The organism is Rhodococcoides sp. S146-33 (assembly GCF_059489205.1).
Window position 1 is genome coordinate 543282 of the sequence record NZ_JCAJWY010000002.1, and the last position, 26620, is coordinate 569901.

26 protein-coding genes are annotated in these 26620 nt (G+C 64.9%); 20 read left to right on the plus strand and 6 right to left on the minus strand.

The window, feature by feature from the left end; translation table 11 throughout:
* Nucleotides 1-188: 188 nt before the first annotated feature.
* Together groES and groL are read left to right on the plus strand one after the other, a co-directional pair.
* Nucleotides 189-488, plus strand: a complete 300-nt coding sequence (gene groES, locus AC5WEY_RS11040) for a co-chaperone GroES (protein WP_008718149.1) — start codon at nucleotides 189-191, stop codon at nucleotides 486-488.
* A 97-nt stretch (nucleotides 489-585) separates the two neighbouring features.
* The gene (groL, locus tag AC5WEY_RS11045) at nucleotides 586-2199 is read left to right on the plus strand and encodes a chaperonin GroEL (protein ID WP_495645933.1); all 1614 of its coding nucleotides are present in this window, start codon (nucleotides 586-588) and stop codon (nucleotides 2197-2199) included.
* 82 nt (nucleotides 2200-2281) lie between these two features.
* Here groL and AC5WEY_RS11050 read toward each other — a convergent pair whose 3' ends face one another.
* Nucleotides 2282-2575 carry a WhiB family transcriptional regulator gene (locus AC5WEY_RS11050; RefSeq protein WP_027496361.1) on the minus strand — a complete coding sequence of 98 codons (294 nt, stop codon included), beginning with the start codon at nucleotides 2573-2575 and terminating at the stop codon, nucleotides 2282-2284.
* 661 nt (nucleotides 2576-3236) lie between these two features.
* Here AC5WEY_RS11050 and AC5WEY_RS11055 point away from each other — a divergent pair.
* The 3 genes from AC5WEY_RS11055 (at nucleotide 3237) to AC5WEY_RS11065 (ending at nucleotide 5788) form a co-directional block, all read left to right on the plus strand.
* The gene (locus AC5WEY_RS11055; protein WP_495645934.1) at nucleotides 3237-4064 is read left to right on the plus strand and encodes a hypothetical protein; all 828 of its coding nucleotides are present in this window, start codon (nucleotides 3237-3239) and stop codon (nucleotides 4062-4064) included.
* 136 nt (nucleotides 4065-4200) lie between these two features.
* Nucleotides 4201-4779 carry a sigma-70 family RNA polymerase sigma factor gene (locus tag AC5WEY_RS11060; RefSeq protein ID WP_032376740.1) on the plus strand — a complete coding sequence of 193 codons (579 nt, stop codon included), beginning with the start codon at nucleotides 4201-4203 and terminating at the stop codon, nucleotides 4777-4779.
* Nucleotides 4772-5788 carry an anti-sigma-D factor RsdA gene (locus tag AC5WEY_RS11065; RefSeq protein WP_495645935.1) on the plus strand — a complete coding sequence of 339 codons (1017 nt, stop codon included), beginning with the start codon at nucleotides 4772-4774 and terminating at the stop codon, nucleotides 5786-5788. Before AC5WEY_RS11060 ends, AC5WEY_RS11065 begins: the two co-directional genes overlap by 8 nt.
* A gap of 88 nt (nucleotides 5789-5876) precedes the next feature.
* Here the strand turns inward: AC5WEY_RS11065 and AC5WEY_RS11070 are convergent, their stop codons facing one another.
* Complete coding sequence (locus AC5WEY_RS11070) at nucleotides 5877-6281, minus strand: DUF5319 domain-containing protein (protein WP_032378069.1); 405 nt, start codon at nucleotides 6279-6281, stop codon at nucleotides 5877-5879.
* A gap of 299 nt (nucleotides 6282-6580) precedes the next feature.
* On the opposite strand from AC5WEY_RS11070, the gene guaB reads away from it, so the two are divergent.
* The 4 genes from guaB to guaA all read left to right on the plus strand — a co-directional run bounded on the left by guaB (nucleotide 6581) and on the right by guaA (nucleotide 12886).
* Nucleotides 6581-8104, plus strand: coding sequence for an IMP dehydrogenase (gene guaB, locus AC5WEY_RS11075; RefSeq protein WP_032376741.1), 1524 nt, complete (start codon nucleotides 6581-6583; stop codon nucleotides 8102-8104).
* Nucleotides 8105-8160: 56 nt separating this feature from the next.
* The gene (locus AC5WEY_RS11080; protein ID WP_057475632.1) at nucleotides 8161-9300 is read left to right on the plus strand and encodes a GuaB3 family IMP dehydrogenase-related protein; all 1140 of its coding nucleotides are present in this window, start codon (nucleotides 8161-8163) and stop codon (nucleotides 9298-9300) included.
* Nucleotides 9301-9511: 211 nt separating this feature from the next.
* Nucleotides 9512-11266 carry an FAD-dependent oxidoreductase gene (locus tag AC5WEY_RS11085; RefSeq protein WP_495645936.1) on the plus strand — a complete coding sequence of 585 codons (1755 nt, stop codon included), beginning with the start codon at nucleotides 9512-9514 and terminating at the stop codon, nucleotides 11264-11266.
* Between the two features lie 30 nt (nucleotides 11267-11296).
* The gene (guaA, locus tag AC5WEY_RS11090; protein WP_057475630.1) at nucleotides 11297-12886 is read left to right on the plus strand and encodes a glutamine-hydrolyzing GMP synthase; all 1590 of its coding nucleotides are present in this window, start codon (nucleotides 11297-11299) and stop codon (nucleotides 12884-12886) included.
* A gap of 5 nt (nucleotides 12887-12891) precedes the next feature.
* Here guaA and AC5WEY_RS11095 read toward each other — a convergent pair whose 3' ends face one another.
* Together AC5WEY_RS11095 and AC5WEY_RS11100 are read right to left on the minus strand one after the other, a co-directional pair.
* Nucleotides 12892-13152, minus strand: coding sequence for a hypothetical protein (locus tag AC5WEY_RS11095; protein ID WP_495645937.1), 261 nt, complete (start codon nucleotides 13150-13152; stop codon nucleotides 12892-12894).
* Nucleotides 13149-14507 carry a PspC domain-containing protein gene (locus AC5WEY_RS11100; protein WP_495645938.1) on the minus strand — a complete coding sequence of 453 codons (1359 nt, stop codon included), beginning with the start codon at nucleotides 14505-14507 and terminating at the stop codon, nucleotides 13149-13151. The genes AC5WEY_RS11095 and AC5WEY_RS11100 overlap by 4 nt, the downstream gene beginning before the upstream one ends.
* Before the next feature lie 145 nt (nucleotides 14508-14652).
* Here AC5WEY_RS11100 and AC5WEY_RS11105 point away from each other — a divergent pair, with 145 nt between their 5' ends.
* From AC5WEY_RS11105 to AC5WEY_RS11130, 6 genes are all read left to right on the plus strand, one after another.
* On the plus strand, nucleotides 14653-15996 hold the full coding sequence (locus AC5WEY_RS11105) for a sensor histidine kinase (protein ID WP_057475627.1): 1344 nt from the start codon (nucleotides 14653-14655) through the stop codon (nucleotides 15994-15996).
* Nucleotides 15993-16640 (plus strand): response regulator, encoded by a 648-nt coding sequence (locus AC5WEY_RS11110; RefSeq protein ID WP_057475626.1) that lies wholly within the window; start codon nucleotides 15993-15995, stop codon nucleotides 16638-16640. The genes AC5WEY_RS11105 and AC5WEY_RS11110 overlap by 4 nt, the downstream gene beginning before the upstream one ends.
* Nucleotides 16641-16692: 52 nt before the next feature.
* The gene (locus AC5WEY_RS11115) at nucleotides 16693-17700 is read left to right on the plus strand and encodes a DNA polymerase III subunit beta family protein (RefSeq protein WP_495645939.1); all 1008 of its coding nucleotides are present in this window, start codon (nucleotides 16693-16695) and stop codon (nucleotides 17698-17700) included.
* An 85-nt stretch (nucleotides 17701-17785) separates the two neighbouring features.
* Nucleotides 17786-18487 carry a YqeB family protein gene (locus tag AC5WEY_RS11120; protein WP_495645940.1) on the plus strand — a complete coding sequence of 234 codons (702 nt, stop codon included), beginning with the start codon at nucleotides 17786-17788 and terminating at the stop codon, nucleotides 18485-18487.
* On the plus strand, nucleotides 18484-18780 hold the full coding sequence (locus AC5WEY_RS11125) for a DUF7134 domain-containing protein (protein WP_495645941.1): 297 nt from the start codon (nucleotides 18484-18486) through the stop codon (nucleotides 18778-18780). Before AC5WEY_RS11120 ends, AC5WEY_RS11125 begins: the two co-directional genes overlap by 4 nt.
* Nucleotides 18781-18954: 174 nt before the next feature.
* Nucleotides 18955-19647: a response regulator transcription factor gene (locus AC5WEY_RS11130; protein WP_495646530.1), complete on the plus strand. Its 693-nt coding sequence runs from the start codon at nucleotides 18955-18957 to the stop codon at nucleotides 19645-19647.
* A gap of 18 nt (nucleotides 19648-19665) precedes the next feature.
* On the opposite strand, the gene AC5WEY_RS11135 is transcribed toward AC5WEY_RS11130, so the two are convergent.
* Nucleotides 19666-20889 carry a serine/threonine-protein kinase gene (locus AC5WEY_RS11135; protein ID WP_495645942.1) on the minus strand — a complete coding sequence of 408 codons (1224 nt, stop codon included), beginning with the start codon at nucleotides 20887-20889 and terminating at the stop codon, nucleotides 19666-19668.
* Nucleotides 20890-21094: 205 nt separating this feature from the next.
* Here AC5WEY_RS11135 and imuA' point away from each other — a divergent pair, with 205 nt between their 5' ends.
* The 4 genes from imuA' to AC5WEY_RS11155 are packed head-to-tail and all read left to right on the plus strand — an operon-like array spanning nucleotide 21095 to nucleotide 24807.
* Complete coding sequence (gene imuA', locus AC5WEY_RS11140; RefSeq protein WP_495645943.1) at nucleotides 21095-21919, plus strand: DnaE2-dependent mutagenesis accessory factor ImuA'; 825 nt, start codon at nucleotides 21095-21097, stop codon at nucleotides 21917-21919.
* Complete coding sequence (locus tag AC5WEY_RS11145) at nucleotides 21916-23505, plus strand: DNA polymerase Y family protein (protein WP_495645944.1); 1590 nt, start codon at nucleotides 21916-21918, stop codon at nucleotides 23503-23505. The genes imuA' and AC5WEY_RS11145 overlap by 4 nt, the downstream gene beginning before the upstream one ends.
* 22 nt (nucleotides 23506-23527) lie before the next feature.
* Nucleotides 23528-24286, plus strand: coding sequence for an alpha/beta fold hydrolase (locus tag AC5WEY_RS11150; RefSeq protein WP_495645945.1), 759 nt, complete (start codon nucleotides 23528-23530; stop codon nucleotides 24284-24286).
* 11 nt (nucleotides 24287-24297) lie between these two features.
* On the plus strand, nucleotides 24298-24807 hold the full coding sequence (locus AC5WEY_RS11155) for a hypothetical protein (RefSeq protein ID WP_495645946.1): 510 nt from the start codon (nucleotides 24298-24300) through the stop codon (nucleotides 24805-24807).
* A gap of 16 nt (nucleotides 24808-24823) precedes the next feature.
* Here the strand turns inward: AC5WEY_RS11155 and AC5WEY_RS11160 are convergent, their stop codons facing one another.
* Entirely contained in the window at nucleotides 24824-25798 is a 975-nt protein-coding gene (locus tag AC5WEY_RS11160; RefSeq protein ID WP_495645947.1) for an ArsR/SmtB family transcription factor, read from the minus strand.
* A gap of 55 nt (nucleotides 25799-25853) precedes the next feature.
* Between AC5WEY_RS11160 and AC5WEY_RS11165 the strand changes: the two genes are divergently transcribed.
* On the plus strand, nucleotides 25854-26618 hold the full coding sequence (locus tag AC5WEY_RS11165; RefSeq protein WP_495645948.1) for a class I SAM-dependent methyltransferase: 765 nt from the start codon (nucleotides 25854-25856) through the stop codon (nucleotides 26616-26618).
* The last annotated feature ends 2 nt before the right edge of the window (nucleotides 26619-26620 follow it).

The window sequence follows — 26620 nt, forward strand, 5'->3', positions numbered from 1 at the left end:
GCGAACCCAGCCCTTGAGTGCTGGCACTCTCGTGTATAGAGTGCTAGTTGGCATCGAGCGAAGTCCCGGCACCCGCGACGACGGGAACGAGTTCGAGCCGTTTGTCAGGACCGCACGAGAAGTACTTACACACAGCTGTCCGGGGATCCGACCCCGGACGCGTACCCCATAACTTTGGAGGGCTCAACGTGGCGAGCGTGAAAATCAAGCCGCTCGAGGACAAGATCCTCGTCCAGGCCAACGAGGCCGAGACGACGACCGCCTCCGGTCTGGTCATCCCCGACACAGCCAAGGAGAAGCCTCAGGAAGGCACCGTCGTCGCCGTTGGCGAAGGCCGTGTCACCGAAAAGGGCAACCGCATCCCGGTCGACGTCAAAGAAGGTGACACCGTCATCTACAGCAAGTACGGCGGCACCGAGATCAAGTACGCCGGCGAGGAGTACCTGATCCTGTCGGCACGCGACGTGCTGGCAGTCATCGCCAAGTAGGCCACAACGCACCCCGCCCCGGAAGCCGATCTCGTGTCGGTGCCGGGGCGGTGTGCGTTCGATCGAGTTTCTTTACTCGAAGGAGTAACACCGAAACATGGCAAAGCAAATCCAATTCAACGAGGAAGCGCGCCGATCACTCGAGCGCGGCGTCGACAAACTTGCCGACGCAGTCAAGGTCACTCTCGGACCACGTGGACGCCACGTAGTCCTGTCCAAGGCATTCGGCGGACCGACCGTCACCAACGACGGCGTGTCGATCGCTCGTGAGATCGACCTGGAAGACCCGTTCGAGAACTTGGGCGCACAGCTGGTCAAGAGCGTCGCGACCAAGACCAACGACGTCGCCGGCGACGGAACCACCACCGCGACGGTTCTCGCGCAGGCTCTCGTGCGCGGCGGACTGAAGAACATCGCCGCCGGTGCGAACCCGATCGCCCTCGGCGTCGGGATCTCCAAGGCTGCCGACAAGGTCGCCGAGGCACTGCTCGCCGCCGCTACTCCGGTCGAGGGCAAGCAAGCCATTGCTCAGGTGGCCACAGTGTCCTCACGTGACCCCGAGATCGGCGAACTGGTCGGTGAGGCGCTCACTCGCGTCGGTGCCGATGGCGTGGTCACCGTCGAAGAATCTTCGACCCTGCTCACGGAACTCTCGGTCACCGAGGGCGTTCAGTTCGACAAGGGCTACCTCTCGCCGTACTTCGTCACCGACGTCGACACGCAGGAAGCCGTACTCGAAGACGCGTACGTCCTGCTCTACCGCGAGAAGATCACCTCGCTTCCGGACTTCCTTCCGCTGCTGGAGAAGGTTGCCGAGAGCGGCAAGCCGTTGCTCATCCTGGCCGAGGACACCGAGGGCGAAGTTCTCTCGACGCTCGTCGTGAACTCGATTCGCAAGACGATCAAGGCCGTCGCCGTGAAGGCACCGTTCTTCGGAGATCGTCGCAAGGCGTTCCTGGACGACCTCGCCGTCGTGACTGCGGGACAGGTCATCACTGCCGACGTCGGTCTGAGCCTGAAGGAAGCCGGCCTCGAGCTTCTCGGGCGCGCTCGTCGCGTTGTGGTCACCAAGGACGACACGACCATCGTCGACGGTGCGGGTTCCCAGGAAGACATCGATGCTCGCGTCGGCCAGTTGCGCCGCGAAATCGAGAACACCGAGTCCGAGTGGGACCGCGAGAAGCTCGAAGAGCGTCTGGCGAAGCTCTCGGGCGGCATCGCCGTCATCAAGGTCGGCGCAGCTACCGAGACCGAGCTCAAGGAACGCAAGTTCCGCGTCGACGACGCAGTGGCAGCAGCCAAGGCGGCCGTCGAAGAGGGCATCGTTCCCGGCGGCGGCTCTGCTCTGACGCAGGCAGCGTTGTCGCTGGCCGACGATCTCGGCCTGACCGGCGACGAAGCGACCGGTGTGGCCGTGGTGCGTAACGCACTCAACGCGCCGCTGTTCTGGATCGCCACCAACGCCGGCATCGACGGTTCCGTCGTGGTCAGCAAAGTTGCCGAGCTGCCGAAGGGACACGGATTCAACGCCGCGACCCTGACGTACGGTGACCTGCTGGCCGACGGCGTCGTGGATCCGGTGAAGGTGACTCGATCGGCTGTGGTCAACGCTGCATCGGTTGCTCGGATGATCCTGACGACCGAGAGCTCGATCGTGGAGAAGCCGGAAGAGGCCGCCGAGCCTGCTGCCGGCCACGGTCACGCTCACTGACATTCGGTAGAACAACGACGAAGCCCCCAACCCGCACGGGTTGGGGGCTTCGTCGTGCTTGCGCTCGCGAGTGCTGCGTCGACTAGACCGCGATACGGCGACGGTTGTGCCGCGCGTGTAGTTCTCGTTCGGTCTCGGACATTCCGCCCCAGATGCCGTACGGCTCGCTGACGTTGAGAGCGTGTGTGCGGCACTGCGCGAGAACGGGGCAGCTGCGGCACATTTCCTTGGCGCGCATCTCGCGCTGCGCTCGTGCGCGGCCTCGCTCGCCGTCCGGGTGGAAGAACATGGACGAGTCGACCCCACGGCACAGGCCGTGCATCTGCCAATCCCAAATATCGGCGTTCGGCCCAGGGAGGTGATTCGGCTGCGGCATGGAAACTCCTAGGGTGGTGTGGCTTCTCGGATTCGTGATCCGAATGCCGACAACGTTATGTGGGTCGACGAAATCGAGTCAATAGTTCTCGGTCGTGGGCAAATGCATAGTTATGGGGCCAAGAATTAACACGGGCGATATTTACTTGAACCGCACCGCGTGCGTGCTGCTCCTGTTGAAGAATCCGCGAACACGGGAGACGATAGGGAGGAGCGCGGCTCGGCGTCCGTCCCGCGGACGCACTGATTCGGCGTCGGAAACTGTGACCGCGAGTGGTCGGTTGGCCGGACATTTTTCGCAGTTCTCCCTGTTCGGGGCCCCGTGGCGGCTCCAGAAGTTCATATGCTGCCGGCCGGTCGGTTCGGTGTTCTCGGCGGCAACGGGACTGCAAGCGGTTATCGATGCCGGAGTCTGGAATGGCATGTCTCGGGCCGAGGCGTCGGACAACGACCGCTGAGATTTGTCGGCACAGTTCACCGTTTCGGTGGAGCGTTTAACCTATTCGCCACACAGCGTTCAGATTGTTGTTTCCTGAACAGCCTTTTTTGCATTGTTAATTCCTTGAAAACTGCGTTTCGTTCACGAAATGCAGCCCTCGCGGAGCGTGCCGGGAGCGATCACGAATTCTCGCCACACGGATGGCGAGGCCTACCCTTGCGTCGTGCCACCAGAGCAGATCTCGCGGTTCACTGCGACGCCCTCCGACCTCTTCGACGTCGCATTCGGTGCCGAACCCGGCCGATTTCCGGTGCCCGCGGCGTCCGGACCACGCGAGAGCTGGTACCGCAGTGTGGCGCTGGCCGGCCAAGGTCGATACGGCGCGGCGGATGTCGAACTACGGCGGCACCGACCTCACAGCCTCGAACTCCAGTCGTTGCACGCGTCGACCAGAGCCTCATGGCTGCGTCAACTGGGTCGGCACGAGCGGGCGCGTCGCTTCGACGGAAAGGCGGTGTTTCTCGTCGGTCTCGTAGGACCTCCGCGATCGACAGCCGCGGTCGAAGCCCGCAGTGATGCGTTGATCGGCCTCGCTGCCGACGCGCTCGGCACGGGGCGGTTCGGCGTGGCGCAGACCCTGCTCGAGCGCAGCGAGGAGTATCGACTCGGGCCGAACGGCGATGACCTGTGGCGTCCGGCCCTGCGAGCTGCGTGGGTATCTGCCGAACTGGCGATGGTGCGCGGCGACGCCTCGACTGCCCTCCGACACGCCGAATCGGCGCGGGCTCTCGCCAACGATGCCGATTCGTTACGCCACAGCATCAAGACGGACCTGATAGTGGCGGCTGCGCTGAGTTGCGCAGGACAGGCCGCCCGTGCACACGATTCGGCGTTCCAGGTGGCCAGCGCTGCGGCGATGCACGGTCTGCTGCCCTTGCGCTGGGCCGCGACGATGCTCTGCGAAGGAACCGGAATTGCCGACGCAGGCATGGTGACCTCTGTCGCTCTCGCCGCGGCGATCGATCGCCGCGGTGGTTCGTCGATCGGCTGACCAGGACTGCGATCGGACACGGACCGAGCGGTTCGGTTGCGACGGGGTGGTGTCGCTATCCTTGGTCACGTTCCACCACCACGTGGAAGCGCTCCCAGGCGGGTGCGTACCTGTAACGCGGGGAAAATTGTCGACGATGAACACAGCGGGTGAGGAGTTGGACTCTTTCGTCGTTGCCGCAGCGCAAGGCGATCGACTGGCTCTGTCCCGGGTCTTGGAGTTCATTCGACCACTTGTCGTTCGGTATTGCCGGGCACGAGTCGGATCGGCGGAGCGCGGTCAGTTATCGGCCGACGATGTGGCGCAGGAGGTCTGTTTGGCAGTCATGACCGCCTTGCCGCGTTACCAGGACCAAGGTCGTCCGTTCATGGCATTCGTGTACGGCATCGCGGCTCACAAGGTCGCCGATGCCCATCGCAGCGCCTCGCGTAACAAATCGGACCCGGCCGCCGAAGTACCAGATGTCGTGTCGATGGAACACGGACCGGAGCAACGCGCTCTCGAATCCGAGTCGAGTCGTCAGATGACTGCACTGCTGGACACCTTGCCCGCCAAGCACCGAGAAATTCTGGTGCTCCGACTCATCGTCGGATTGTCGGCCGAGGAAACAGCAGCGGCAGTCGGCAGCACTGCAGGCGCTATCCGCGTGGCTCAGCACCGAGCTATCGCAAAACTGAAGAACGAAGTTGTGAGAGCAGGTGAAATGTATGGCTAGGGACATTGGTCACGGTGGCTCCGGCGAGACCCCGCGTCGCGGAATCTCGCGAATCGGTGAGCACGTGAACCCCACTGGACCGAAGCAGAACGATCCCTATGCCGACATCGGTGCAGACGGTGGTCCCGTGGACCTCGTTGCCGTACGTCGTGACGATGCGTTCATCGACGCGATCAGTGGTGACGGACCGATCGCTACCGATGACGCGGACGAGTATCAACTGGCCCTTCTTCTCGCCAACTGGCGAGCAGATGTGATTGCTCCGGCAATGCCCGCCGGCCCGTCCCTGGACGTGGTCGTGGCATCGGTGGAACGCGAGAAGCTCGCCGCCGACATGGCGCGAAGGAGCTCGGCGAACCGTGGCGGCCGCATGCGTTTGCTGCGTCCCATTGCCGGTGCCGCTGCGGCGATCGCTGTGGTGATGGGTGGCTTGGTTGTCATCTCCTACAACTCGACACCCGACGATCCGCTGTGGAGCGTCAAGTCCGTCGTGTTCTCCGAGCAGGCCGATTCGACTGTGGCGCAGATCGATACGACGTCCAAGCTGCAGGAGGCCGAAAACCTTCTGTCGTCGGGTGATGCCGACGCGGCTCGGGCTCTGCTCGATGGTGCATCGAACCGCACTTCGGCTGTACTCGACGATTCGCAGCGCGCCGAGCTCGACCAGTGGCTGGCGCGTCTGCTGCAGGAGTTGCAGGCGTTGACGGTTCCCGTGCCCGTACCGCCCCCTGCGGCGGTTCCGAGTGCGCCCGCAGCGGCACCCAGCTCCGAGGTTGTCGCCCCGCAGGCCCCGGTGGACGCGTTGGTGCCCGACACCAGCGCAGTTCCGGTCACTCCGATTCCGGAAACGACCACACCGGACAGCCCTCCGGTCACGACGAGTCCGAGTCCGACGACGACCGCTGTCACACCGACAGTCCCTGTCGACCCGAACGAGCCGACGGCTACGGCCGACGGAAGTTCGTCCGAGAATCGCGATCGGATGTCGGTCCCGTCCGGCGGTAGCTGAGCGGGTTCTCGATTCCTCCTGAACAACGAAGAAGCCCGACACGATCATCGTGTCGGGCTTCTTCGTATTGCGGAATTCGCGCCGAAGCTCAGCTGTCGAAACCGTCGCCGTGCAGGGCGTCGTTCATCGATGCATCCGCGAAGCCGCGGCAGTAATCCCAGGTCACGTACGCGTCGGGTACGGGGTCGTAGGCCGGCTCGTGCGGCCGTACGGTGCCGTCGACCAAGAGCTGCAACAAGTTCGCGCGGAGCATGTCCCAGTCGTGGTAGTGGTCCTGCTGGCAGTCCTCGCAACACACGACCAAGCCGCGGATGCCGCGGTGGCCGAGCAATGCTTCGTAGACAGCTAGGTCGGCCAGATCTTCCTCGACGGCCAGACGTTCCTGAGGATCCAGGGGCTGGCCGGGCTCGATTGCGTCGAGGGCGGCCGACGGGTCGGCTGGGTCTCCGGCGAAGGGGTCCGGGGGTAAACCGGGAGGCAGTTGATCGCGCACGCCTCCACGGTACGCAGGATTGGTGGGTCTGCGCCAGCTGTTCGAATGCGACATGCCGGACGTCGATGCCGTGTATCGCTGCCGATGGACGAGATTTCAGGGCCCCGGGCAGGCCGTAGTGGGAGGCATTCGCACTGGTTGTGCCCTAGCCGATACCATGGTTCACGGCGCTGAACAGATGAGTGCAAGTGCCGAAACTCCATCCGTTCTCCAATCCCGCATTCCGGTGCGCCTGCGAGCTCTCACCGGCCGCACGCCGCGCCGAAGTGCGACCAGGCTCTAGGGAGGGCCAGATTCGCATGAGTAGTCCCGGAGCCCACGTCCGCACAGGCGGCGACGATCCCACCAAGGTCGCGATGCTCGGCCTCACGTTCGACGACGTCCTGCTGCTGCCGGCCGCTTCGGATCTGATTCCCAGCTCGGTCGACACGTCCAGTCAGATCACCCGCGAGATCCGGTTGCGGGTGCCTCTGGTCAGCTCCGCCATGGACACCGTGACCGAGGCGCGGATGGCGATCGCCATGGCCCGCGCCGGCGGTATGGGCGTGCTGCACCGCAACCTGTCGCTGCAGGATCAGGCGTCGCAGGTGGAAACCGTCAAGCGCTCCGAGGCCGGCATGGTCACCGATCCGGTCACCTGCAAGCCCACCGATTCGTTGGCCGAGGTCGACGCCATGTGCGCGCGCTTCCGCATCTCGGGTTTGCCCGTCACCGACGAGACCGGCGCACTCGTCGGCATCATCACCAACCGCGACATGCGCTTCGAGGTGGATCAGAACCGCCGCGTCGCCGATGTCATGACCAAGGCTCCCCTCATCACCGCGCAGGAGGGCGTCACCGCGGAGGCCGCTCTCGGCCTGCTGCGTCGCCACAAGATCGAGAAGCTCCCGATCGTCGACGGCAAAGGCGCGCTGACCGGCCTCATCACGGTCAAGGACTTCGTCAAGACCGAACAGCATCCCAACGCCACCAAGGACCGTGACGGCCGACTGCTCGTCGGTGCTGCGGTGGGTGTCGGACAGGACGCGTGGGCTCGTTCGATGGCCCTGACCGATGCCGGTGTCGACGTCGTCATCGTGGACACGGCGCACGGCCACAATTCGCAGGTCCTGGAGATGGTCAGCAAGCTCAAGGCAGAGGTGGGCGATCGGGTTCAGGTCGTCGGCGGAAACGTTGCCACCCGTGCAGGCGCACTCGCTCTCGTCGAGGCCGGTGCGGACGCGGTCAAGGTCGGCGTCGGGCCGGGATCCATCTGCACCACCCGCGTGGTCGCAGGCGTCGGCGCTCCGCAGATCACCGCCATCCTCGAAGCCGTCGCCGCGTGCAAGCCGCACGGTGTGCCGGTCATCGCCGACGGCGGCATGCAGTTCTCCGGCGATATTGCGAAGGCCCTCGCTGCAGGTGCGTCGACCGCCATGCTCGGATCGTTGCTGGCGGGAACGGCCGAGTCCCCCGGAGAGCTGATTCTGGTGGGCGGCAAGCAGTTCAAGAGCTACCGCGGCATGGGTTCTCTCGGTGCGATGCAGGGACGCGGGGGAGCGAAGTCGTTCTCCAAGGACCGATACTTCCAGGACGACGTGTTGGCCGAGGACAAGTTGGTGCCCGAGGGCATCGAAGGCCGTGTCCCGTATCGCGGACCGCTCAATCAGGTCATTCACCAGCTCACCGGTGGCCTGCGCGCTGCGATGGGGTACACCGGGTCCAACTCGATCGAAGACCTGCAGAAGGCTCAGTTCGTGCAGATCACCGCGGCCGGGCTCAAGGAGAGCCATCCGCACGACATCACGATGACCGCAGAGGCTCCGAACTACACCACCCGATAGTCGCTTCGGCCTCAGTCGGCCGACTCGATTCGTTCCCGAAGTAGAAAGGTGCGCGCGTGCGCGACCTCGTTGAAATCGGCATGGGCAGAGAAGCCCGTCGCACCTACCAGTTGGACGACGTGGACATCGTGCCGTCCCGTCGTACTCGGTCGTCGAAGGAGGTGTCGACGGCGTGGCAACTCGATGCATACCGCTTCGACATCCCGGTGCTCGCCCATCCGACCGATGCCCTGGTCTCGCCCGCGTTCGCGATCGAGCTGGGTCGTCAGGGTGGGCTCGGAGTCGTCAACGGTGAGGGCCTCTGGGCCCGCCACGCGGACGTACAGGCCAAGTTGGATCAGCTGATCCACATCGCCGAGACCGATCTCGATCCCGATGCGCCCATCGCATTTCTGCAGGAGTTGCATGCCGCGCCGCTGCAGCCCGATCTGCTGTCGGCCGCAGTCGGCCAGGTACGCGATTCCGGCGTCACCGTGGCCGTGCGGGTCAGTCCGCAGAACGCACGTGCGCTGACACCCGCTCTGGTTGCCGCAGGCCTCGATCTGCTGGTCATTCAGGGCACCATCATCTCCGCCGAGCACGTGGCACACGGCGATGAGGAGCCGCTCAACCTCAAGACGTTCATCGCCGAACTCGACGTTCCCGTCATCGCGGGCGGCGTCAGCGATCACCGCACCGCGTTGCACCTGATGCGCACGGGTGCGGCGGGCGTCATCGTCGGCTACGGCTCTGTCGAAGGTGGCACGACCACCGGTGAGGTGCTCGGCATCGGTGTTCCGATGGCCACCGCGATCGCCGACGCGGCAGCGGCGCGTCGGGACTACCTGGACGAGACCGGTGGGCGGTACGTGCACGTCATCGCCGACGGCGACATCACCACGTCCGGTGCGCTGGCCAAGGCCATCGCCTGCGGTGCCGACGCTGCGGTTCTCGGAGCTCCGTTGGCCGTCGCCGCGGAGGCTCCCGGCGGCGGCTGGTACTGGCCGTCCGCGGCGGCGCATCCGTCGATGCCGCGTGGCGCGTTGCTGCCGATGTCGGCAGGGGATCGTCCGAGCCTCGATCAGGTGCTGCACGGACCGTCGCGGGAGTCGTACGGGTCGATCAACCTCGTCGGCGGACTGCGTCGATCCATGGCGAAGTCGGGCTACTCCGATCTCAAGGAATTCCAGAAGGTGGGCCTGAACGTCAGGGCTTGATCGACTGCAGTTCAACAGGGGCGCGCACTCCCGAAATCGGGGGTGCGCGCCCTTCGTCGTGTGCGGAACTTCGTAGCGGGCTACGAATTCCCGCACACGTAAACCCACCCTGGGTTGGTGATACCTCTCGTAACAGCTAGAATCGCTTGTGGCGGTAGTCACATGGGGGTGTGCATACTGTTCGACAGCATCGGATGTAGCGGAGGTCACCATGGGTTCAGCTGTTCGCGCCACGGATTACGACGTTTTGATCGTCGGCTCCGGCTTCGGCGGAAGTGTCACCGCGCTGAGGCTGGTGGAAAAGGGATACCGCGTCGGGATCCTGGAAGCCGGGCAACGCTTCGAGGACAAGGACTTCGCGAAGAACAGCTGGGATCTCAAGCGCTTCCTGTGGGCACCGAAGCTGGGCCTCTACGGAATCCAGCGCGTGCATCTGTTGCGCGATTGCCTCATCCTCGCCGGTGCCGGAGTGGGCGGCGGATCGCTCAACTACGCGAACACCCTCTACAAGCCCCAGGCCCCGTTCTTCGAGGACAAGCAGTGGGCGCACATCACCGACTGGAGCAGTGAGCTCTCGCCGTTCTACGACCAGGCCACCCGCATGCTCGGCGTCGTGCGCAATCCGCACATGACTCCCGCCGACGAGGTGATGAAGTCGGTCGCCGAGGACATGGGCGTTGCCGACACCTTCATTCAGACGCCGGTGGGCGTGTTCTTCGGAGACGAGCCCGGTAAGACCGTCCCGGACCCGTACTTCGGCGGTGCAGGCCCCGAGCGCACCGGATGTATCGAATGCGGCGAGTGCATGACCGGTTGCCGCCACGGAGCCAAGAACACCCTGCTGAAGAACTACCTCGGTCTGGCCGAGCGCGCAGGAGCCGAGATCGTGCCGATGACGACCGTCACCGGTCTCGTTCCGCGATCCGACGGCACCTGGGACGTCGACACCGAGCGCACCGGTGCTCGGCTCCGCAAGGGCAAGAAGACGTACAGCGCAGCCAATGTCGTGTTGGCCGCGGGCACCTGGGGCACCCAGAATCTGCTGCACAAGATGAAAGACACGGGCGCTCTGCCCAAGCTGTCGGACACACTCGGCGAACTGACTCGCACCAACTCCGAGTCGATCGTCGGAGCGGCCAAGCTTGCGGTCGATCCGAATATGGACCTCACGCGCGGCGTCGCCATCACGTCCTCGTTCCACCCCAGCCCCAACACGCACATCGAACCGTGCCGCTACGGCAAGGGCTCGAACGCGATGGGAATGCTGCAGACCCTGATGACCGACGGCGGCGGAAAGATCCCGCGTTGGCTCAAGTTCGTGTTCGCGTTGATCGCACACCCGGTTCAGTTCGTTCGAGTCGTCAATGTCCGGCACTGGAGCGAGCGCACCATCATCGCGCTGGTGATGCAGAACCTCGACAACTCGATCACCACGTTCACCAAGCGTGGGCCGTTCGGCCGCAAGATCTCCAGCAGGCAGGGCCACGGTGAGCCGAACCCGACGTGGATCCCCGAGGGCAACGACGCCACCCGGCGCATCGCCAAGAAGATCGGCGGCGTCGCAGGCGGCACCTGGGGTGAGTTGTTCAACATTCCGCTCACCGCGCACTTCCTCGGCGGCTGCGCCATTGCCTCGGATTCGGCGCACGGCGTCATCGATCCGTACCACCGCGTCCACGGATACCCGACGCTGAGCGTGGTGGACGGGGCGGCTGTGTCGGCGAACCTCGGGGTCAATCCGTCGCTGACCATCAGCGCGCAGGCCGAGCGGTCCGCCGCGCTGTGGCCCAACAAGGGCGAGCTCGATCTTCGTCCGGCACAGGGGCTTCCGTACCAACGTCTCGACCCCATCGCCCCCAACTCTCCCGTCGTCCCGGTGGACGCTCCGGGTGGGCTGAGGTTGCCGATCGTCGAGATCAGGTCCGGCTCTGCGGCGTTGCACGTCGAGCATTCGGGTGTTGCGTAACCTCTGCAGCAGTCCCACTAGACTGACCCGGTGACCGACTCCACTGCACACGATCCCGCACATGCACGCCCGGTTCTCGTCGTCGACTTCGGTGCTCAGTACGCGCAGTTGATCGCCCGCCGTGTGCGTGAGGCCAACGTGTACTCCGAGGTGATCTCGCATACGGCAACCGCCGAGGAGATCGCAGCAAAGGATCCGGTCGCGCTGGTGCTGTCCGGTGGACCCTCCAGCGTCTACGCCGAGGGCGCGCCCGAATTGGATTCCGCGCTGCTCGACCTCGGCATCCCCGTGTTCGGCATCTGCTACGGATTCCAGGCCATGGCTCAGGCCCTCGGCGGAACCGTCGAACACACCGGAACGCGGGAGTACGGCCGCACCCAACTCAGCGTGGACGGCGGTCGACTGCACGACGGCCTGCCTGCGACCCAACCGGTGTGGATGAGTCACGGTGACGCGGTCACTGCAGCTCCCGAGGGCTTCACCGTCACTGCCACCAGCGCCGGCGCACCGGTTGCCGCCTTCGAGAACGAGGCCAAGCAGATGGCTGGAGTGCAGTATCACCCCGAGGTTCTGCATTCGCCGCACGGGCAGCAGGTACTCAGTCGGTTCTTGCACGAGACGGCGGGCATCGCTCCGGACTGGACAGCGGCCAACATCGCCGACGCTCTGATCGAGGCAGTCCAGGAGCAGGTCGGTCCGACGGGCAAGGCCATCTGCGGTCTGTCCGGTGGCGTCGACTCCGCGGTGGCGGCAGCTCTCGTGCAGCGGGCAATCGGCGACCGGTTGACCTGTGTTTTCGTCGACCATGGATTGCTGCGTGCAGGCGAGCGCGAGCAGGTGCAGCAGGATTTTGTGGCTGCCACCGGCGCGAAGCTCGTCACCGTCGATGCGGTCGACACCTTCCTCGGTGCGCTCGAGGGCGTGTCCGATCCGGAGGAGAAGCGCAAGATCATCGGCCGCGAGTTCATCCGTAGCTTCGAGGGTGCCGTCACCGAGGTGCTGGGTGAGAACGCCGAGCACGGCGACTCCGTCGAGTTCCTGGTGCAGGGCACTCTGTATCCGGATGTCGTGGAGTCGGGCGGTGGTTCGGGAACCGCCAACATCAAGAGCCATCACAATGTGGGCGGCTTGCCGGACGATCTGCAGTTCGCCCTGGTCGAGCCGTTGCGGGCGTTGTTCAAGGACGAGGTTCGCGCTGTCGGGCGTGAATTGGGACTGCCGGAGGACATCGTCGGCAGGCAACCCTTCCCGGGACCGGGACTGGCAATTCGCATCGTCGGAGAGATCACTGCGGATCGGTTGGCCACGTTGCGTCATGCGGATTCGATCGTCCGAGAAGAACTTACGGTCGCCGGCCTCGATCAGCAGATCTGGCAGTGCCCGGTAGTGCTGTTGGCCGACGTGCGCAGTGTCGGAGTGCAGGGCGACGGTCGTACCTACGGTCATCCCATCGTGCTGCGCCCGGTGTCGAGCGAGGACGCCATGACTGCGGACTGGACCCGACTGCCGTACGACGTGCTGGAAACGATTTCGACTCGGGTGACCAACGAGGTTCCGGAGGTCAACCGAGTCGTTCTCGACGTGACGAGCAAGCCGCCGGGCACCATCGAGTGGGAGTGAGCGCGTCAGCTCTTTCGGCTGGGGCCCAGTAGAAGAGCGACTCCGACAGCGACCGCAGCGACTACGAACACCCAGCGAAACTGCACGTCGCCGAGGGCAGTGATCGCATCCTGGCCGATGATGGCTGCAACCGCGACGACCATGGCGGCCAGTCCGGCAAGCAAGAGCAGCGCTGACGGTCCCCGTCGGTTCGAGTTCTGCGCCTCGGTGTCGGAGTCGCTGTCGCCGTAGTCGTGGCCGATACGATCGGCGTTGTTCTTCTTCATCGCTGATCCACCTTCAGTTCACCGAGCGCCACATCTCCCACGATCGTCAAGACCGGAGCGTCGGCGCTCGTGGCCGGGCCGAACCGTGTTTCGAAGGGGCAAGTACCCATCAACGCCTCGCACTCCACGATCACGTTCATCGAATCGGGCACGGCGACCGTCGCACTGCCCAGTGCCACATCGATGTTCACGGTGCGGTTCTCGGTGAGTGTCGTGCCGGTGAGGTCGAGGTTCAGCTCGCCTGCGCCGACGTCGTAGGACGGTGCGAGCTCGGCAGCGGTCGACGGGACGATGCTCTGGGTGCCTGACGACTCGTTGCCCAGGTCCACCGGTCCGATCGCCGTTGCCAGTGCGACGAATCCGGCGAGGGGTGCCGCAACCACCAGCAGTCCGTAGCCCTTGCGGAGGAACGCGCCGAGGATCAGCCCGACCGCGATGATCGACAGCGCGACGGCTCCGATGCGGCCCGCTGTGGCCCAGTCTCCGCCGGATGCGGCTCCGACCGCGGCGGTGACAGCAGCACCGAGCAGTGCAAGGCCGAGAAAGCTTGCTGTCCAACGTGATCGACGCTTGCGCTCGATCGCTGCCGGTGGGAATGCCGGTGCCGGTTCGGGGAGATCCCAGGCGAACGGAGCAACTCCGAGGGGGTCCCACGCCGGGGGAGTCACCGCCGGCGCGTCGGCCGGCTTGTGCTTGCTCAGATCCACGGTGCGGTCGGCACCGGGGTCTGCAGAATCGGAGCCGCCGGCCGGTTTCGGCGTCGGAACGTAACTCTTCGGCAGCGTCGTGTACGGGCTGTAGTGCTCCTGCTGAAACTGCGGCGGCCGATACTGCGCGGCCGTCCACTGCTCCGCTGACGTACTGTTCGAGCCGAAAGGCTTGGGTGCGTAGTAGTTTCGGGAAAACTGTTCCGTCCGCAGATGCGGTGGCGGCTCCGGGCAACGCTGATGCAGCAACCACAGGCCACCGAGCATGGCCAACAGTGAGATGAGCCCCGAACCTCCGAGCCCGACACCGACCGGGCCGATCGTCGACACCGCGATCACCAACGCCACCGCGACGACCACCATCTTGGTCGTCGAATCGGGGCCGGCACCGCGGCCGACCAGTGACTCCGCGCCCGACGCCGTATCGCCGGCTCGGTTGAGTACCAACCATGCCGCCAGATACAGCACGATGCCGGTACCACCGAACAGGGTGGATACGACGAATGCGACCCGAATCAGAACAGGATCGACGTCGTAGCGATAGCCGATACCGGCTGCGACACCCGCCACATGTCCTCGTTGCGGCAGTCGGTGCGGACGGGTGCGCCACATCTGCTGAATTTGATCCGAGACGGTCACGTTGCTCATGACAACCATCGTGGCGCTCCCGATCGTGAAACACATCAGGGATACCCCTGATATCGACCCCGAGCGCGATCGGACGTCTCGAACGCGCGAAACATCAGGGCGAACCCTGATGCGACACTCGCCCCGTACGTGCCAGGATCGAGGCGTGCACCCTGTCGACAATCCCTCCGTTGACGCCGCCCGCAACACACCACCCGACGCCGGCGACGCGCCGGTCACCCCTGCTCTTCCTGTCACTCCTGCACGCTCTGCTCCTGCCCAGTATCGACGACGGGGCGGCGGGCGCATCGTCGGCGGCGTCGCCGGGGGTCTGGCCGACCATCTCGGCGTCGATGTCTTCAAGATTCGGGTGGCCTTCGCGCTGCTCGCGGCCTCGGCCGGTGCCGGAATCGCCGCCTACGGCCTGATCTGGATGTTCACCCCCGTCGGCGACGACACGGCACACCCGAGTGCGGCCGAACGTCAGCGTGCGCTGGGATTGGCTGCCATCGGTCTCGGACTTGCGGTGGGGCTCGCCTGGCTCCTCAGCGGCACTGCCGCATCGGTCATCGTGCCGGTCATAGTCGTGGTGGTCGGTGCCGCGCTGGTGTGGCGCGAGTTCGACGTGGAGGGTCCGCGGACGGCGTTGGGGCTGCCCAAGCATCCGACCGTGCTGAGCTGGGCGCGGGTGGTCGGCGGAGCAACGCTGATCGTCCTCGGGCTGGGGGTGGTGGTCCTTGCCCGCGTCGATCTGGCCGCACTACGTTCCTCGCTGCTGGCGGTGGTGGTCACCCTCGTCGGCGTCGGCCTGTTGACGGTTCCCATCTGGTTACGCACCTGGCGTGCGCTCGGTGCCGAGCGAGCTGCGCGGATACGAAACGACGAGCGTGAGGAGATCGCCTCGCACCTGCACGATTCGGTGTTGCAGACACTCGCCTTGATCCAGAAGCAGTCCGATCGGCCGCAGGAGGTGATGCGGTTGGCGCGCGGGCAGGAGCGGGAACTACGCAGATGGCTGTTCGACGGCGGCGACACCGACAACTCCAGCTTGGCCGACGCACTCAAGACCATCTCCGGTGAGGTCGAGGATCAACACGGTGTGACCGTCAGACCGATCACGGTCGGGGACGTGCATCTTCTGCCCGACGACGTCGAATCGGGGCTGTCGCGCGAGAGCTTCACCGCGCTGCTGGGGGCCACACGTGAGGCCCTGGTCAACGCGGCCAAGCATTCCGGTGAAACCAACATCGACCTGTTCGCCGAAACCGAAGCCGAGCAGGTCAGCATCTTCGTCCGTGACCGCGGAACCGGGTTCGACGAAACCGAGGTACCCGAGGACCGACAGGGCCTGGCGAAGTCCATCAGGGGTCGGGTCGAACGCCGCGGCGGCACCGTGCAGGTACGGTCGTCCGTCGGTAAGGGCACCGAGGTACGTATCTTCATGCCCCGCAACGGCAGTACTGTGACCACTGAATCGCCCGAATCCAACCAGCAGGAGCAGCCGACGTGACCGACCCGTTCCGAGTTTTCCTGGTCGACGATCACGCGGTTTTCCGCTCGGGCGTCCGGGCCGAACTCGGCCGAGAGGCGGACATCGAGGTGGTCGGTGAAGCGGGCGGCGTCGCCGAGGCGGTATCGGGTATCGACTCGACGAAACCCGATGTGGTGTTGCTCGACGTGCACATGCCCGACGGTGGTGGCGTCGCCGTGCTCGAGCGCATCGCCGAGGGTCCGGTGTGCCTGGCGCTGAGCGTGTCCGACGCGGCCGAGGACGTCATTGCCGTCATCCGCGCGGGTGCCAGGGGTTACGTGACCAAGACCATCTCCGGTGCGGAGCTCGCCGACGGTGTTCGACGCGTCGCCGGGGGAGATGCGGTGTTCAGCCCCCGCCTGGCCGGATTCGTCCTCGATTCGTTCACCGGCCGTAGCGCCGCCCCGGAACCGCCGCTCGATCCGGAACTGGATTCACTGACGCCCCGTGAACTCGAGGTGTTGCGGTTGTTGGCCCGCGGATACACCTATCGCGAGATCGCCGAGGATCTGTTCATCTCGGTCAAGACCGTCGAGACACATGCCTCCAATGTTCTCCGAAAGACACAGCAGTCCAACAGGAACGCACTCACGCGATGGGCGCACAAGCGCCGAATCGACTAGCCGTCCGCATCAGGCTTGACCTTCGACCAACCCGAAGCCTCAGGATTTCACCATGACTGATTCGGACGAAGAGTTCCTGACCATCGGTGTGTTCGCTCGATCGAGTGGGCTGACTCCGAGTGCCCTGCGCTTCTACGACGACTGCGGTTTGCTCGTGCCGGCGTCCACCGACGCGAAGTCCGGCTACCGTTACTACACTCGTGCACAGTCGAAGCGGGCCAACATCATTCGGCAACTGCGTGAGATCGGGATGCCGCTCGACAAGGTGGCCGCCGCCCTCGACGGCGACGGAGCCGCGGCGGTCGAGATCGTGGATCGACACGTCGAAGAGCTTGCCGCTCGGGCGCGTGCGGCGGCCGAGGCTGCGGCATCCATCCGGCAATTGTTCGACGAAATATGTTGCACAGCAACGGTACCTGCTGCCGCTTTCGCCTCGGCCGTAGCACAGGTCTCGTCGGCGGCCGGGACGAGTGACGACTTTCCGGTGTTGCGAGGCGTCCTGATCGAGGTGGACGGTGGCGCCGTCACGCTCACTGCGACGGATCGGTATCGACTGTCCACCCGAAGTCTCGTTGCGCAGTGCTCGACCGGCACCTCTTGGTCGAGAATCGCAGCCGTCGGCTCACTCGAGGCGGTGCCCGTAGCCGGCACCCTCGTGCTGACGGCAACCGCCGACTCGATGGTGATCGACTCCGACGGTGGCCGGGCCGAGGTCGATGCGATCGACGGTGAGTTTCCCGACTGGCAGGCGGTCATGGATGGTTTGGCCCCGACCGTGACGAGGGCTGTGCTGCAACGAGGTTTCGTGCCGCTCGACGGCGGCACTGTGCGCGTAGTTGCCGGGCCGAACGGCGTCTCGGTCGATGATGTTGCAGTTCCCGCGCAGGTGACCGGTCCGGAGACTGTGGTGTTCTTCGACGCGGCCGTTCTGCAGGCGGCCGTCGCGTCGGCTGTCGGACCCGACCTGATGCTCGATATCGCTGCACCGGATCAGCCGATGCTGGTGCGCTCCGCGCTCGACGGCGCTCTGACGACCCTGGTGATGCCGGTTCTCGGCTGATGGAGTGCTTCTTGTCGTCGAAAGTCGCAGAAGTGTCGACTTTCGATGACTGGGTACCAGCTCCGACACTCGATACCGTGAGGGTATGGACGACAAGATGCTCGGGGAGACGCCACCGGCGGTGCTGTGGTTCTCCCGCGGTGATCGGTTCTTCCTGATCGCCGGTGCCGTGATGGTCGGTGGGTTGCTGGGATTCGCGGTGCCGTACGTGGCGGAGTGGGGAGCGTCGCTCACCTGGATACCGTTCCAGGGCCCGTTGGAGTTGATCGCGTCGTGGTCGCAGTGGTGGGTGCGGTACGTGTGCATCGGGGTCGGGGTCATGCTCGGCTTGGCGCTGGTGGCCGCCGCGTTCTACGACACTGCGCGGGTGGCGGTATCGGAAGCGAACGTACGCATCACCGAGAAGGGCGAGACCGTCACGGTATCCAGGTCGCAAGTCGGTACCGTGTTCGTCGACGGCAAGGAACTGGTGTTGCTCGACGCAGCCTCGCGTCAGTTGGTGCGAGTGCCGAGCGAGGAGAAGCGCGATGCGATCGAGGCGGCATTCGAGCAGCGCGGTTACTCGGTTGCGCCGGGTGATCCCTACGACGATCTCTATCACCTGTGGGTACCCGACACCCCGGGTCTGGCACCGGAGGTGCATGCGGTGCTCAAAGCTCGGGACATGGCACTGAAGAAGAAGGCGGGTTCCGATGCACGCGAATTGCGTTCGGAGCTGGACAGACTCGGCGTAGTGGTGCGCGACAAGAAGACCAGTCAATACTGGCGCCCCCTGGTCAGATCATGACTGTGCTGCGACGGCATCGAGAACGCGCATGGGATGTCGCCGCCATCGCGTTCGCGCTGTTGCTTGTGTTGTCGGTAGCCGCAGGCACCGAAGGGATGACCACTACCCGAACGGTCGTCTCGATCGTCGTGGGCGTTCTCGGTGCCGTGTCGTTGTGGTGGCGTCGACGGTGGCCGATCGAAATCGCGGTAGCGCTGGCGGCCTGCGCTGTTCTCACCGATGCAGTGGGCGGTGCCGAATTGGTGGCCGTCTTCACCGTGGCATCTCGAAAGTCGTGGCGCGGCGCGACTTGACGGCGATGCCCCATGCCGCCGGGATGGTCAGAAAGGCGACACTGACAATCCCGATGTAGAAGATGGACTGTTCGGCCCACACGGTCGTCCAGATCATCGACGCCAGCACGTGCAGAACCACCACCGCGGTGGTGACCCCAGCGGAGTGGTCTACCGTTTGGAAGCGTGGCTACCATGTCCGAAGTGACCGATGGTTCCCGAGCTGGCAAGACACTCGAGGTGTTGCTGGTCGACGACGACGCATTGGTTCGTGCCGGTTTGTCGCTCATTTTGAGTTCGGATCCGGGAATCGTCGTGGTCGGTGAGGCACCGGACGGGCGCAGTGGTATCGAGGCTGTGCACGCGCTGTCTCCCGATGTGGTTCTGATGGATGTGCGGATGCCTGTCATGGACGGTCTGACTGCCACCGAAATGCTTCGTGCGGAGGGTTTTTCAGCGGCAATCGTGGTGTTGACCACCTTCGACACCGACGAATATCTGCTGCGCGCTCTGCGTGCGGGAGCCAATGGGTTCTTGCTCAAGGACACGCCACCGCGCGACATCATCGACGCGGTGCATCGCGTCGGAACCGGGGAGTCGATGCTGTCGCCGACGGCCGTCGGACGCTTGGTGACCCACTGGCGCGAGCAGGACGCTCGATCGCACGACTCCGCCACGGCTCGAGCCCGGGACATGCTCGATTCTCTGACCGATCGAGAGCGTGAGGTGGTGGCAGTCGCTGTCGGATCGGGGAGGTCCAACGCGGAGATCAGCGCAGAGCTGTACATGAGTGTGGCGACGGTGAAGACCTACGTGTCACGGGTCCTGTCGAAGCTCCAGTGCAGCAACAGAGTTCAGATCGCGATCGTCGTGCACGAGGCTCGCTGACGCTGCGGCTCGATTCGTCTACAGCACAACGGTGATCACGAGGATCAGAACGATCACGACGGCGAGGATCAGTGCAGCGAGGATGGCGGGCGCTGGAATCGACGTCCGATCGCCGACGGCGTCGTCGATCTGCATCAGCACGTTCTCGATGGGGTTCTTCTTCTTTCTGGGTAGATCGAACGGTGGGGGAGAATAGGTGGAGGGAACCGGATTCGCTGTGCTTTCACCGGGTTGCACGGCGGGTAGTCCCGCGACGGTGCTACCGAATTCGCGGGACGGTCGGCGAGATTCGGACACCGGTGTCGAGCGCCTCGCCCATGCCGGGACCACGCCGTCCGCAGAAGTCAGGGGTACACCGCGTAGCTGAGCTATGGTGCCGCGCTTGCTGATCGCAGCGAGGATGATCTCGTCGCGAGCCTGCGCCATGGTGGGACGCCGAGAAGGATCGGGCTCGAGCATGTGCAGCAGCGGACCGGTGAGATCTCCGCTGCGGGTGGGAGAAATGATCTGCCCCTTGGCAACTCGGTGCAGCAATGCGATCGAATCGTGATCGATGTCGAACGGGGGTTTACCTTCGATGGCGGTGTACAGCGTGGCACCGAGGGAGAACACGTCGCTGGCGGCTGTGGGATCCTGTCCGCGGGCGACCTCCGGGGCGAAATATGCAGGCGTGCCGGTGATCACGCTGTCGTCGGATTCCTCGACGTCCCCTTTGGCGCGGGAGATGCCGAAATCACTGATCTTGACGATGCCCAGATCCTTGCCGCGATCGGCGATCAAAATATTGCCCGGCTTGATGTCGCGGTGCACGATTCCTGCCTCGTGCGCCTCGGTCAGTGCGTCGGCGATCTGTGCCCCGATCTGAGCAACCTCGAACGGCGGTAGCGAATCGGTGGTGCCGAGCGCCTGCGCGAGACTGCGTGAGGACAGGTATTCCATGACCAGCCACGGCTCGCCGTCGACCAGAGCGACATCGTGCATCGCGATGGCGTGAGGGCTGGACAGGCGGGCGGCGATGCGCCCCTCACGCATGGCCCGATTGCGCACCTCGACGGCTTGCTCAGGGCTCAGTGCGGTGGTGGACGTGACCTGTTTGACGGCAACCTGACGGTGCAGGAGTGTGTCGGTGGCGAGCCATACTGCGCCCATTCCGCCGCCCCCGAGTTTGCCCGCAAGGCGGTATCTTCCGGCCAGGAGGTAGTCGGGTCCGACTCCTCGTCGAACACGCTGCTGATCGGTCACGCCCACAGGTTAGTTCACGATGGCCGGGTGTGCCCGCGGCCACAGAACGGAAGCCCTCACCAGCGGCTTCGGTACCGCCTTGACGAGTTGGCGTCCGAGCGGCTTTACTGAGTGCAGATCGAAATTGTGTTCGAATACGCCACTTCCCGCGTTCGACGAACACCGATGTTTCGGCTCGATTTTCTACATCGTGAAGGGGAGTGACATGACTGTATCGGGAGCTTCTGTCACGCCGGATGTGCTCGACGGGTTGTCGCTGCCGGAGCGTGTCGCGTTGCTGCGTAGCAGGATGGCTGCCGTGCCCTTGCGGGGCGAAACGGCGTCGGTGCGCATCGAGAATTCGGTCCCCGATCCAGATCCCGTTCGCTCGGATCGGGGCGAGGCCGAGCCGATACGTCCGGTCCGTCAGCGGGCCGTTCTTCCGGTGCCCTCTGCGCTGATCGACGTGCTGCCGCACGGTGGACTGGTGCGTGGAACGGTGGCCTCGGTGTCCGGTGCCGGCTCGCTGCTGATCGGTTTGGTGGCCGCAGTGACAGGTGCCGGTGGGCATGTCGCCGTCATCGGGCAGCCTCGTTTCGGAATTCTCGCTGCGGTGGAGATGGGCGCACAGCTGAGCAAACTGGCTCTGATTCCCGATCCCGGACCCGATCCGGTGGAAGTGGCGGCAATCCTGCTCGACGGCGTGGACCTCGTGGTGCTCGGTCTCGGTGGTCTGTCGGTACCGCCCACACGGGCCAGGGCCGTGGTGGCCAGGGCGCGGAGCAAGGGTTCTACGCTGCTGGTGACCGATGGACACTGGGACGGGGCAGAGCTACGACTGGACGCATCGGTGCACGGTTACGACGGTCTCGGTACCGGTCGGGAGCTGGGACGCGGCCGGCTCCGCGGCGTCCGATTGTCGGTGTGCGCGCGCGGCAAGGCGATGCGCCCCCGCACCGTTCGACTCGACCTGCGTTCGGAGAACGGCCGCATCGAGTGGCATGCCGAACAGCCCGAGCAGAATCCATTGTCGATCGCGGTCTCGACATGAGCATCGATCGCTCCAGCCGTGTTCTTGCCAGTCGTGTACTAGCACTGTGGTGTCCTGATTGGCCCGCTGTTGCGGCAGCTGCTCAGGCCGATCTGCCTGCCACGCATCCGGTGGTCGTCACGTCCGCCAACAGGGTCGTCGCGTGCTCGGCGACGGCACGTGCGTCGGGTATCAAACGCGGACTACGGCGTCGGGAAGCCCAGGCGCGGTGCCCGGATGTGCATGTCGCTCTGGCCGATACCGATCGTGACGCGCGACTGTTCGAGCCCGTGGTCTCTGCCGTCGCCGCTATCGCACCGGGAGTCGAAGTGCTGCGGCCGGGCCTGTTGGTTCTCGCTGCCCGCGGTGTCGGACGGTATTTCGGTACCGAGCATCGGGCCGCGGAACGGCTGATCGACCAAGCGTCGGCTGCCGGTGTGGAATGCCAGATCGGTATCGCCGACGAGTTGTCCACTGCAGTCGTTGCCGCTCGGTACGCGCAGGTGGTACCGCGTGGAGGTGGTGCCGGCTTTCTAGCTCCGTTACCGGTGGCGGAACTCTCGGCCGAACCGAGTATGTCCGCTGCCGATCGTGGTGAGTTGGTGGACCTGTTGCGACGCTTGGGTCTACGAACCATCGGCGATTTCGCTGCTCTGTCTCCGGGTGATGTCGCGTCGCGGTTCGGTACCGATGCGGTGTTGGCGCATCGTAGTGCCAGGGGCGAGCCCGAACGCCCGCCCTCGGCCCGGGCACTGCCGCCGGATCTCGATGTGGAGTACCGGTGCGATCCGCCGATCGATCGGGTCGACGCTGCTGCATTCGCCGGGCGCGGTCTTGCCGAACAGCTGCACACCAAGCTTGCCGCCGCTGCCGTTGCGTGTACCCGTCTGCTGGTACATGCCAGTACCGGCAACGGTGAGAACCTGTCGCGGATCTGGCGCTGCGCGGAGCCGTTGACGCCGGAGGGAACAGCCGATCGCGTGCGGTGGCAGCTGGACGGCTGGCTCACCGGGCGCAGCGAGAACAAGCCGACGTCCGCGATCACCGTTCTGAGGCTCGAGCCGATCGAGGTGGTGGCAGCCGGCGAGCTGCAACTGGGGTTGTGGGGCAGTGTCGGCGACGAGGACGAGAGAGCGCGTCGGGCATTAGTCCGCGTTCAGGGTCTGCTCGGTGGCGAATCGGTGCTGGGCGGTGTGCTCAGCGGTGGGCGCGGGCCGGCCGAACGGATAACGCTGCGCCCACTCGGCGACGAGCTGGTGCCGATGTCCGATCCCTCCCATCCATGGCCCGGACGGTTACCCGAGCCTGCGCCCGCGGCGGTGATCGAGACGCGTCCCACGGTGACGCTGATGAATCGGACGGGTATGGGAATCGGCGTCACCGACCGCGGTGTGTTCGACGCGCCACCGGCACGATTGCGCTGGGGAACCAAGGAATGGGAACTGACGGGATTGGCCGGGCCGTGGCCGGTGGACGAGCGGTGGTGGGACAGCGGCAACGCATCGACGGGTCCGACAGCGCGGGCCCAGGTGGTGCTCGACGACGAAAGGGCTCTGCTGCTCGTGTTCGACGAAGGTCGGTGGCGGGTGGAGGGAATCTACGAATAGCGAGACCGCTACATTCGAGTGAATGCAGATGACGTCGCAGACGGTCGACCTCGGTGGCGTCGATATCGCCTATCGCTCGTTCGTCCCGCCGGAACACGTGAGCGCGACGCCGGTGATGTTGGTGCACGGCATGGGCGGGGACAGTGGAACCTGGGATCGCTTCGCCCGAGCACTGACCGCTCTAGGTCGCCGGGTGATCACCGTCGATCTGCGCGGTCACGGCAAGAGCGCTCACACCTCCACGTACGAGTTCGACTCGTTCGGTGGGGATCTCCTCGCTCTGATCGACCACCTCGGGATCACCGAAGTCGATCTCGTCGGGCACTCCCTCGGCGGATATGCGGTCTCGCTCGTCGCGCAACGTCGCCCGTCGCTCGTTCGACGTCTGGTACTCGAAGAACTTCCGATACCGATCAGGCCGGGGGACTCCCCGCCGACTCTGACGGGCAAGATGCCATCGGTCACCGAGCTCTGGCATGCGGCGACCAGCATTGTTCTGCATCCTCGTGCGGTACTCGCGTTCGATCGGTCGATGACTGCCACTGCTCTCGAACAGTTCCGTCGGCCGAATCCGCAGTCGTGGGAGTCGTTGGCCGACATCACCGCTCCGACATTGGTGCTTCGCGGAGGTCCCGGCGGCATGGTCGATCCGGTTCGGCTCGACGCGATGGTCGCCGAGATCTCGACCTGCCGCGTCGAGGCGTTCCGAACCGGGCACAGCATCCATCGCGACGGTTACTCTGCGTTCGAGGCCACAGTTCTTCCGTTCCTCACGCACTAGGGTCTACTGACATGACTCTCGATGCGCTGGATCGTCGGATGCTGGGTTGGTCGGCACTGTTCGTCATGTCGCAGGCCAACATTGCTCGGCTGCTCGGATCCACTGCCCCGAATGTGCTTGCCGTGCAGACGGCGTGGTCCGCCCAGCGCTACCGGCAGATCCTGACGAGCATGGACGAGACCGAGATCGCCAGATTCCGTAGCCACTATTTCCCGGACTTCGTGCATCCGGCGATCTACGCCATCGCGCTCAGGGCCGGCGCACGCAGCCTGGCAGCGAAGACGCCACTGAGCTCTGCGGCGACAACGGCACTGGCCGTCGCACCCGTGGCCTCCGCTGCCGGTGACTACATCGAGAACATCGTCGGTCTGATCCTGGTGGACAACCGAGAACAGATCACCGACACCGTCGTTCGCGCCACCACCGTGGTCAGCACCGTCAAGTGGCTACTGGCGATCGGCTCGTTGGCGTACCTGAGTCAGGGATTTCTGCGAGTGTGGGCACAGGCTCTGTTGCGCTGAACCTCGTGTGTCGGCTCTACCCCTGCCGTCCGACCAACTCGTCCCCGAGGGCTGTGCGTACGTACAGCACCGATCGTCCCTGTCGGACGCGTCGTACCACCGCCGCTTCGCGCAGAACACGAAGATGTTGGCTCGCTGCGCTGGGTGAGACGTCCAGTGCGGCAGCGATTTCCCCGGTGGTGGTCGGCGTGTCGAGAAGCGTGAGAATCGTTGCACGTTGGGTACCGAGAAGATTGGTCAGTGCTCGGTTCGGAGCTGTCCGTGCCAGGTTCCACAGTGCGCCGTCCCACACTGCGCCACGCCCGCGGGCCGGATACACCAGGGAGGGAGCCCGCGTGGGGCTCGTCTGAGTGATCGCGCCGTGCACGAACACCGACGGAATCAGTGGAAGTCCACGTCCGTCGACGTCGACCCATACCTGGTCCTCGAGCCGGTCGACCCACAGCACGCCGTCGTCCCATCTGACACGAGAATCGAGATGCTCGAACATCTTTCGTGCGCCGAAGTGCGAGAGTTGTTGTGCTCGGTAGTCCACATCACCGTTCAGTACCGATCGGATCCGGGACCAGTCGGGTTCGAGGCACGCTGCCCAGTAGTGCGCGAGAGCCTGGACTGTACGGGTGCGCACCGCTCGGGCCGGACCTTCGAGAACCGCAGGAACGTCTCCGGAGAAGGTGGCGGCAATATCGCGTCGCAACTCCAGTGCCGGTGTTGCGCCGACAACGGCAATCTCGTCGTCGAAGGCCGGGGCCTGGTTGGGCGGACGAGGAGCGAGAAAGTCGGGGATTCTGCCGTCGGGAGAGACCAACGCCGTCAGCATCTCGGTGTCACACTGCTGCCATGCCGTGGCGACGCGTCGACGCCACGGCTCGTGCAGACGGTGGCGATTCGGCGAGGTCCAGGCACGCAGGCTCAGGACCGTCTCGAAGAGCGGCGAGACGGTCAGCGAGGTATCCGCCAGGTCGGCGGCTCGGAGATGAAGTGCGAGCATGTAGTCCCACACTAAATGGTGGCGATCGCCAGCCGTGCTCGGTGTACTGATCCACATGCCCATCGACTTCGAAGATCCAGCCAATGCCGACACCTATTCCGGTCGCGAGGCCGACCCTTCCTGGGTTGCCGCGATCACCGATATCGCCGATCCGGTCGGTGCGTACGTCGTCGATCTCGGATGTGGCGGGGGCACTTATGCGCGGGCATGGCACGCACTGGGAGCGCACGTCACAGCTATCGATTCGAGTGAACCGATCCTGGAGTCCGCTCGCCGATCGTCGCCCTCGGACATTGCGTTCGAGTGTGCACCGGCTGAGCGCACCGGCCTACCCGACGGCCTGGCAGACATCGTGTTCGCTCGTGCTCTCGTCCATCACCTGCCCGACGCATCCGCCCTGGCAACAGAGATGTTCCGGCTGCTGAGGCCGGGTGGTGTCGCGATCGTCCAGGACAGGACGGGCAAGGACGCGACACTGGCAGGATCGCGCACGAATCCGCGTGGTTACTTCTTCGATGCGTTTCCGCGGTTGTCGCGGGTCGAGGATCGCCGCCGACACGACGTCGACGATGTATCGGCCGCGCTCTCTCGGCCAGGATTCACCGACGTTGCCACGCAACCACTCTGGGAAACTCGTCGACGCTACACCGATCGTGAGCAGTATCTGACGGAGATAGCCGGCAGAACCGGGCGCTCCATCCTGCACGAACTCTCCGACGTCGAACTCGCGCAGTTGGTCGAGTATCTGCGTGGTCGCCTGGCCCCCGGTGAGGTGATCGAACGCGATCGCTGGACTCTGTGGACCGCCGTGGCCCCATGACG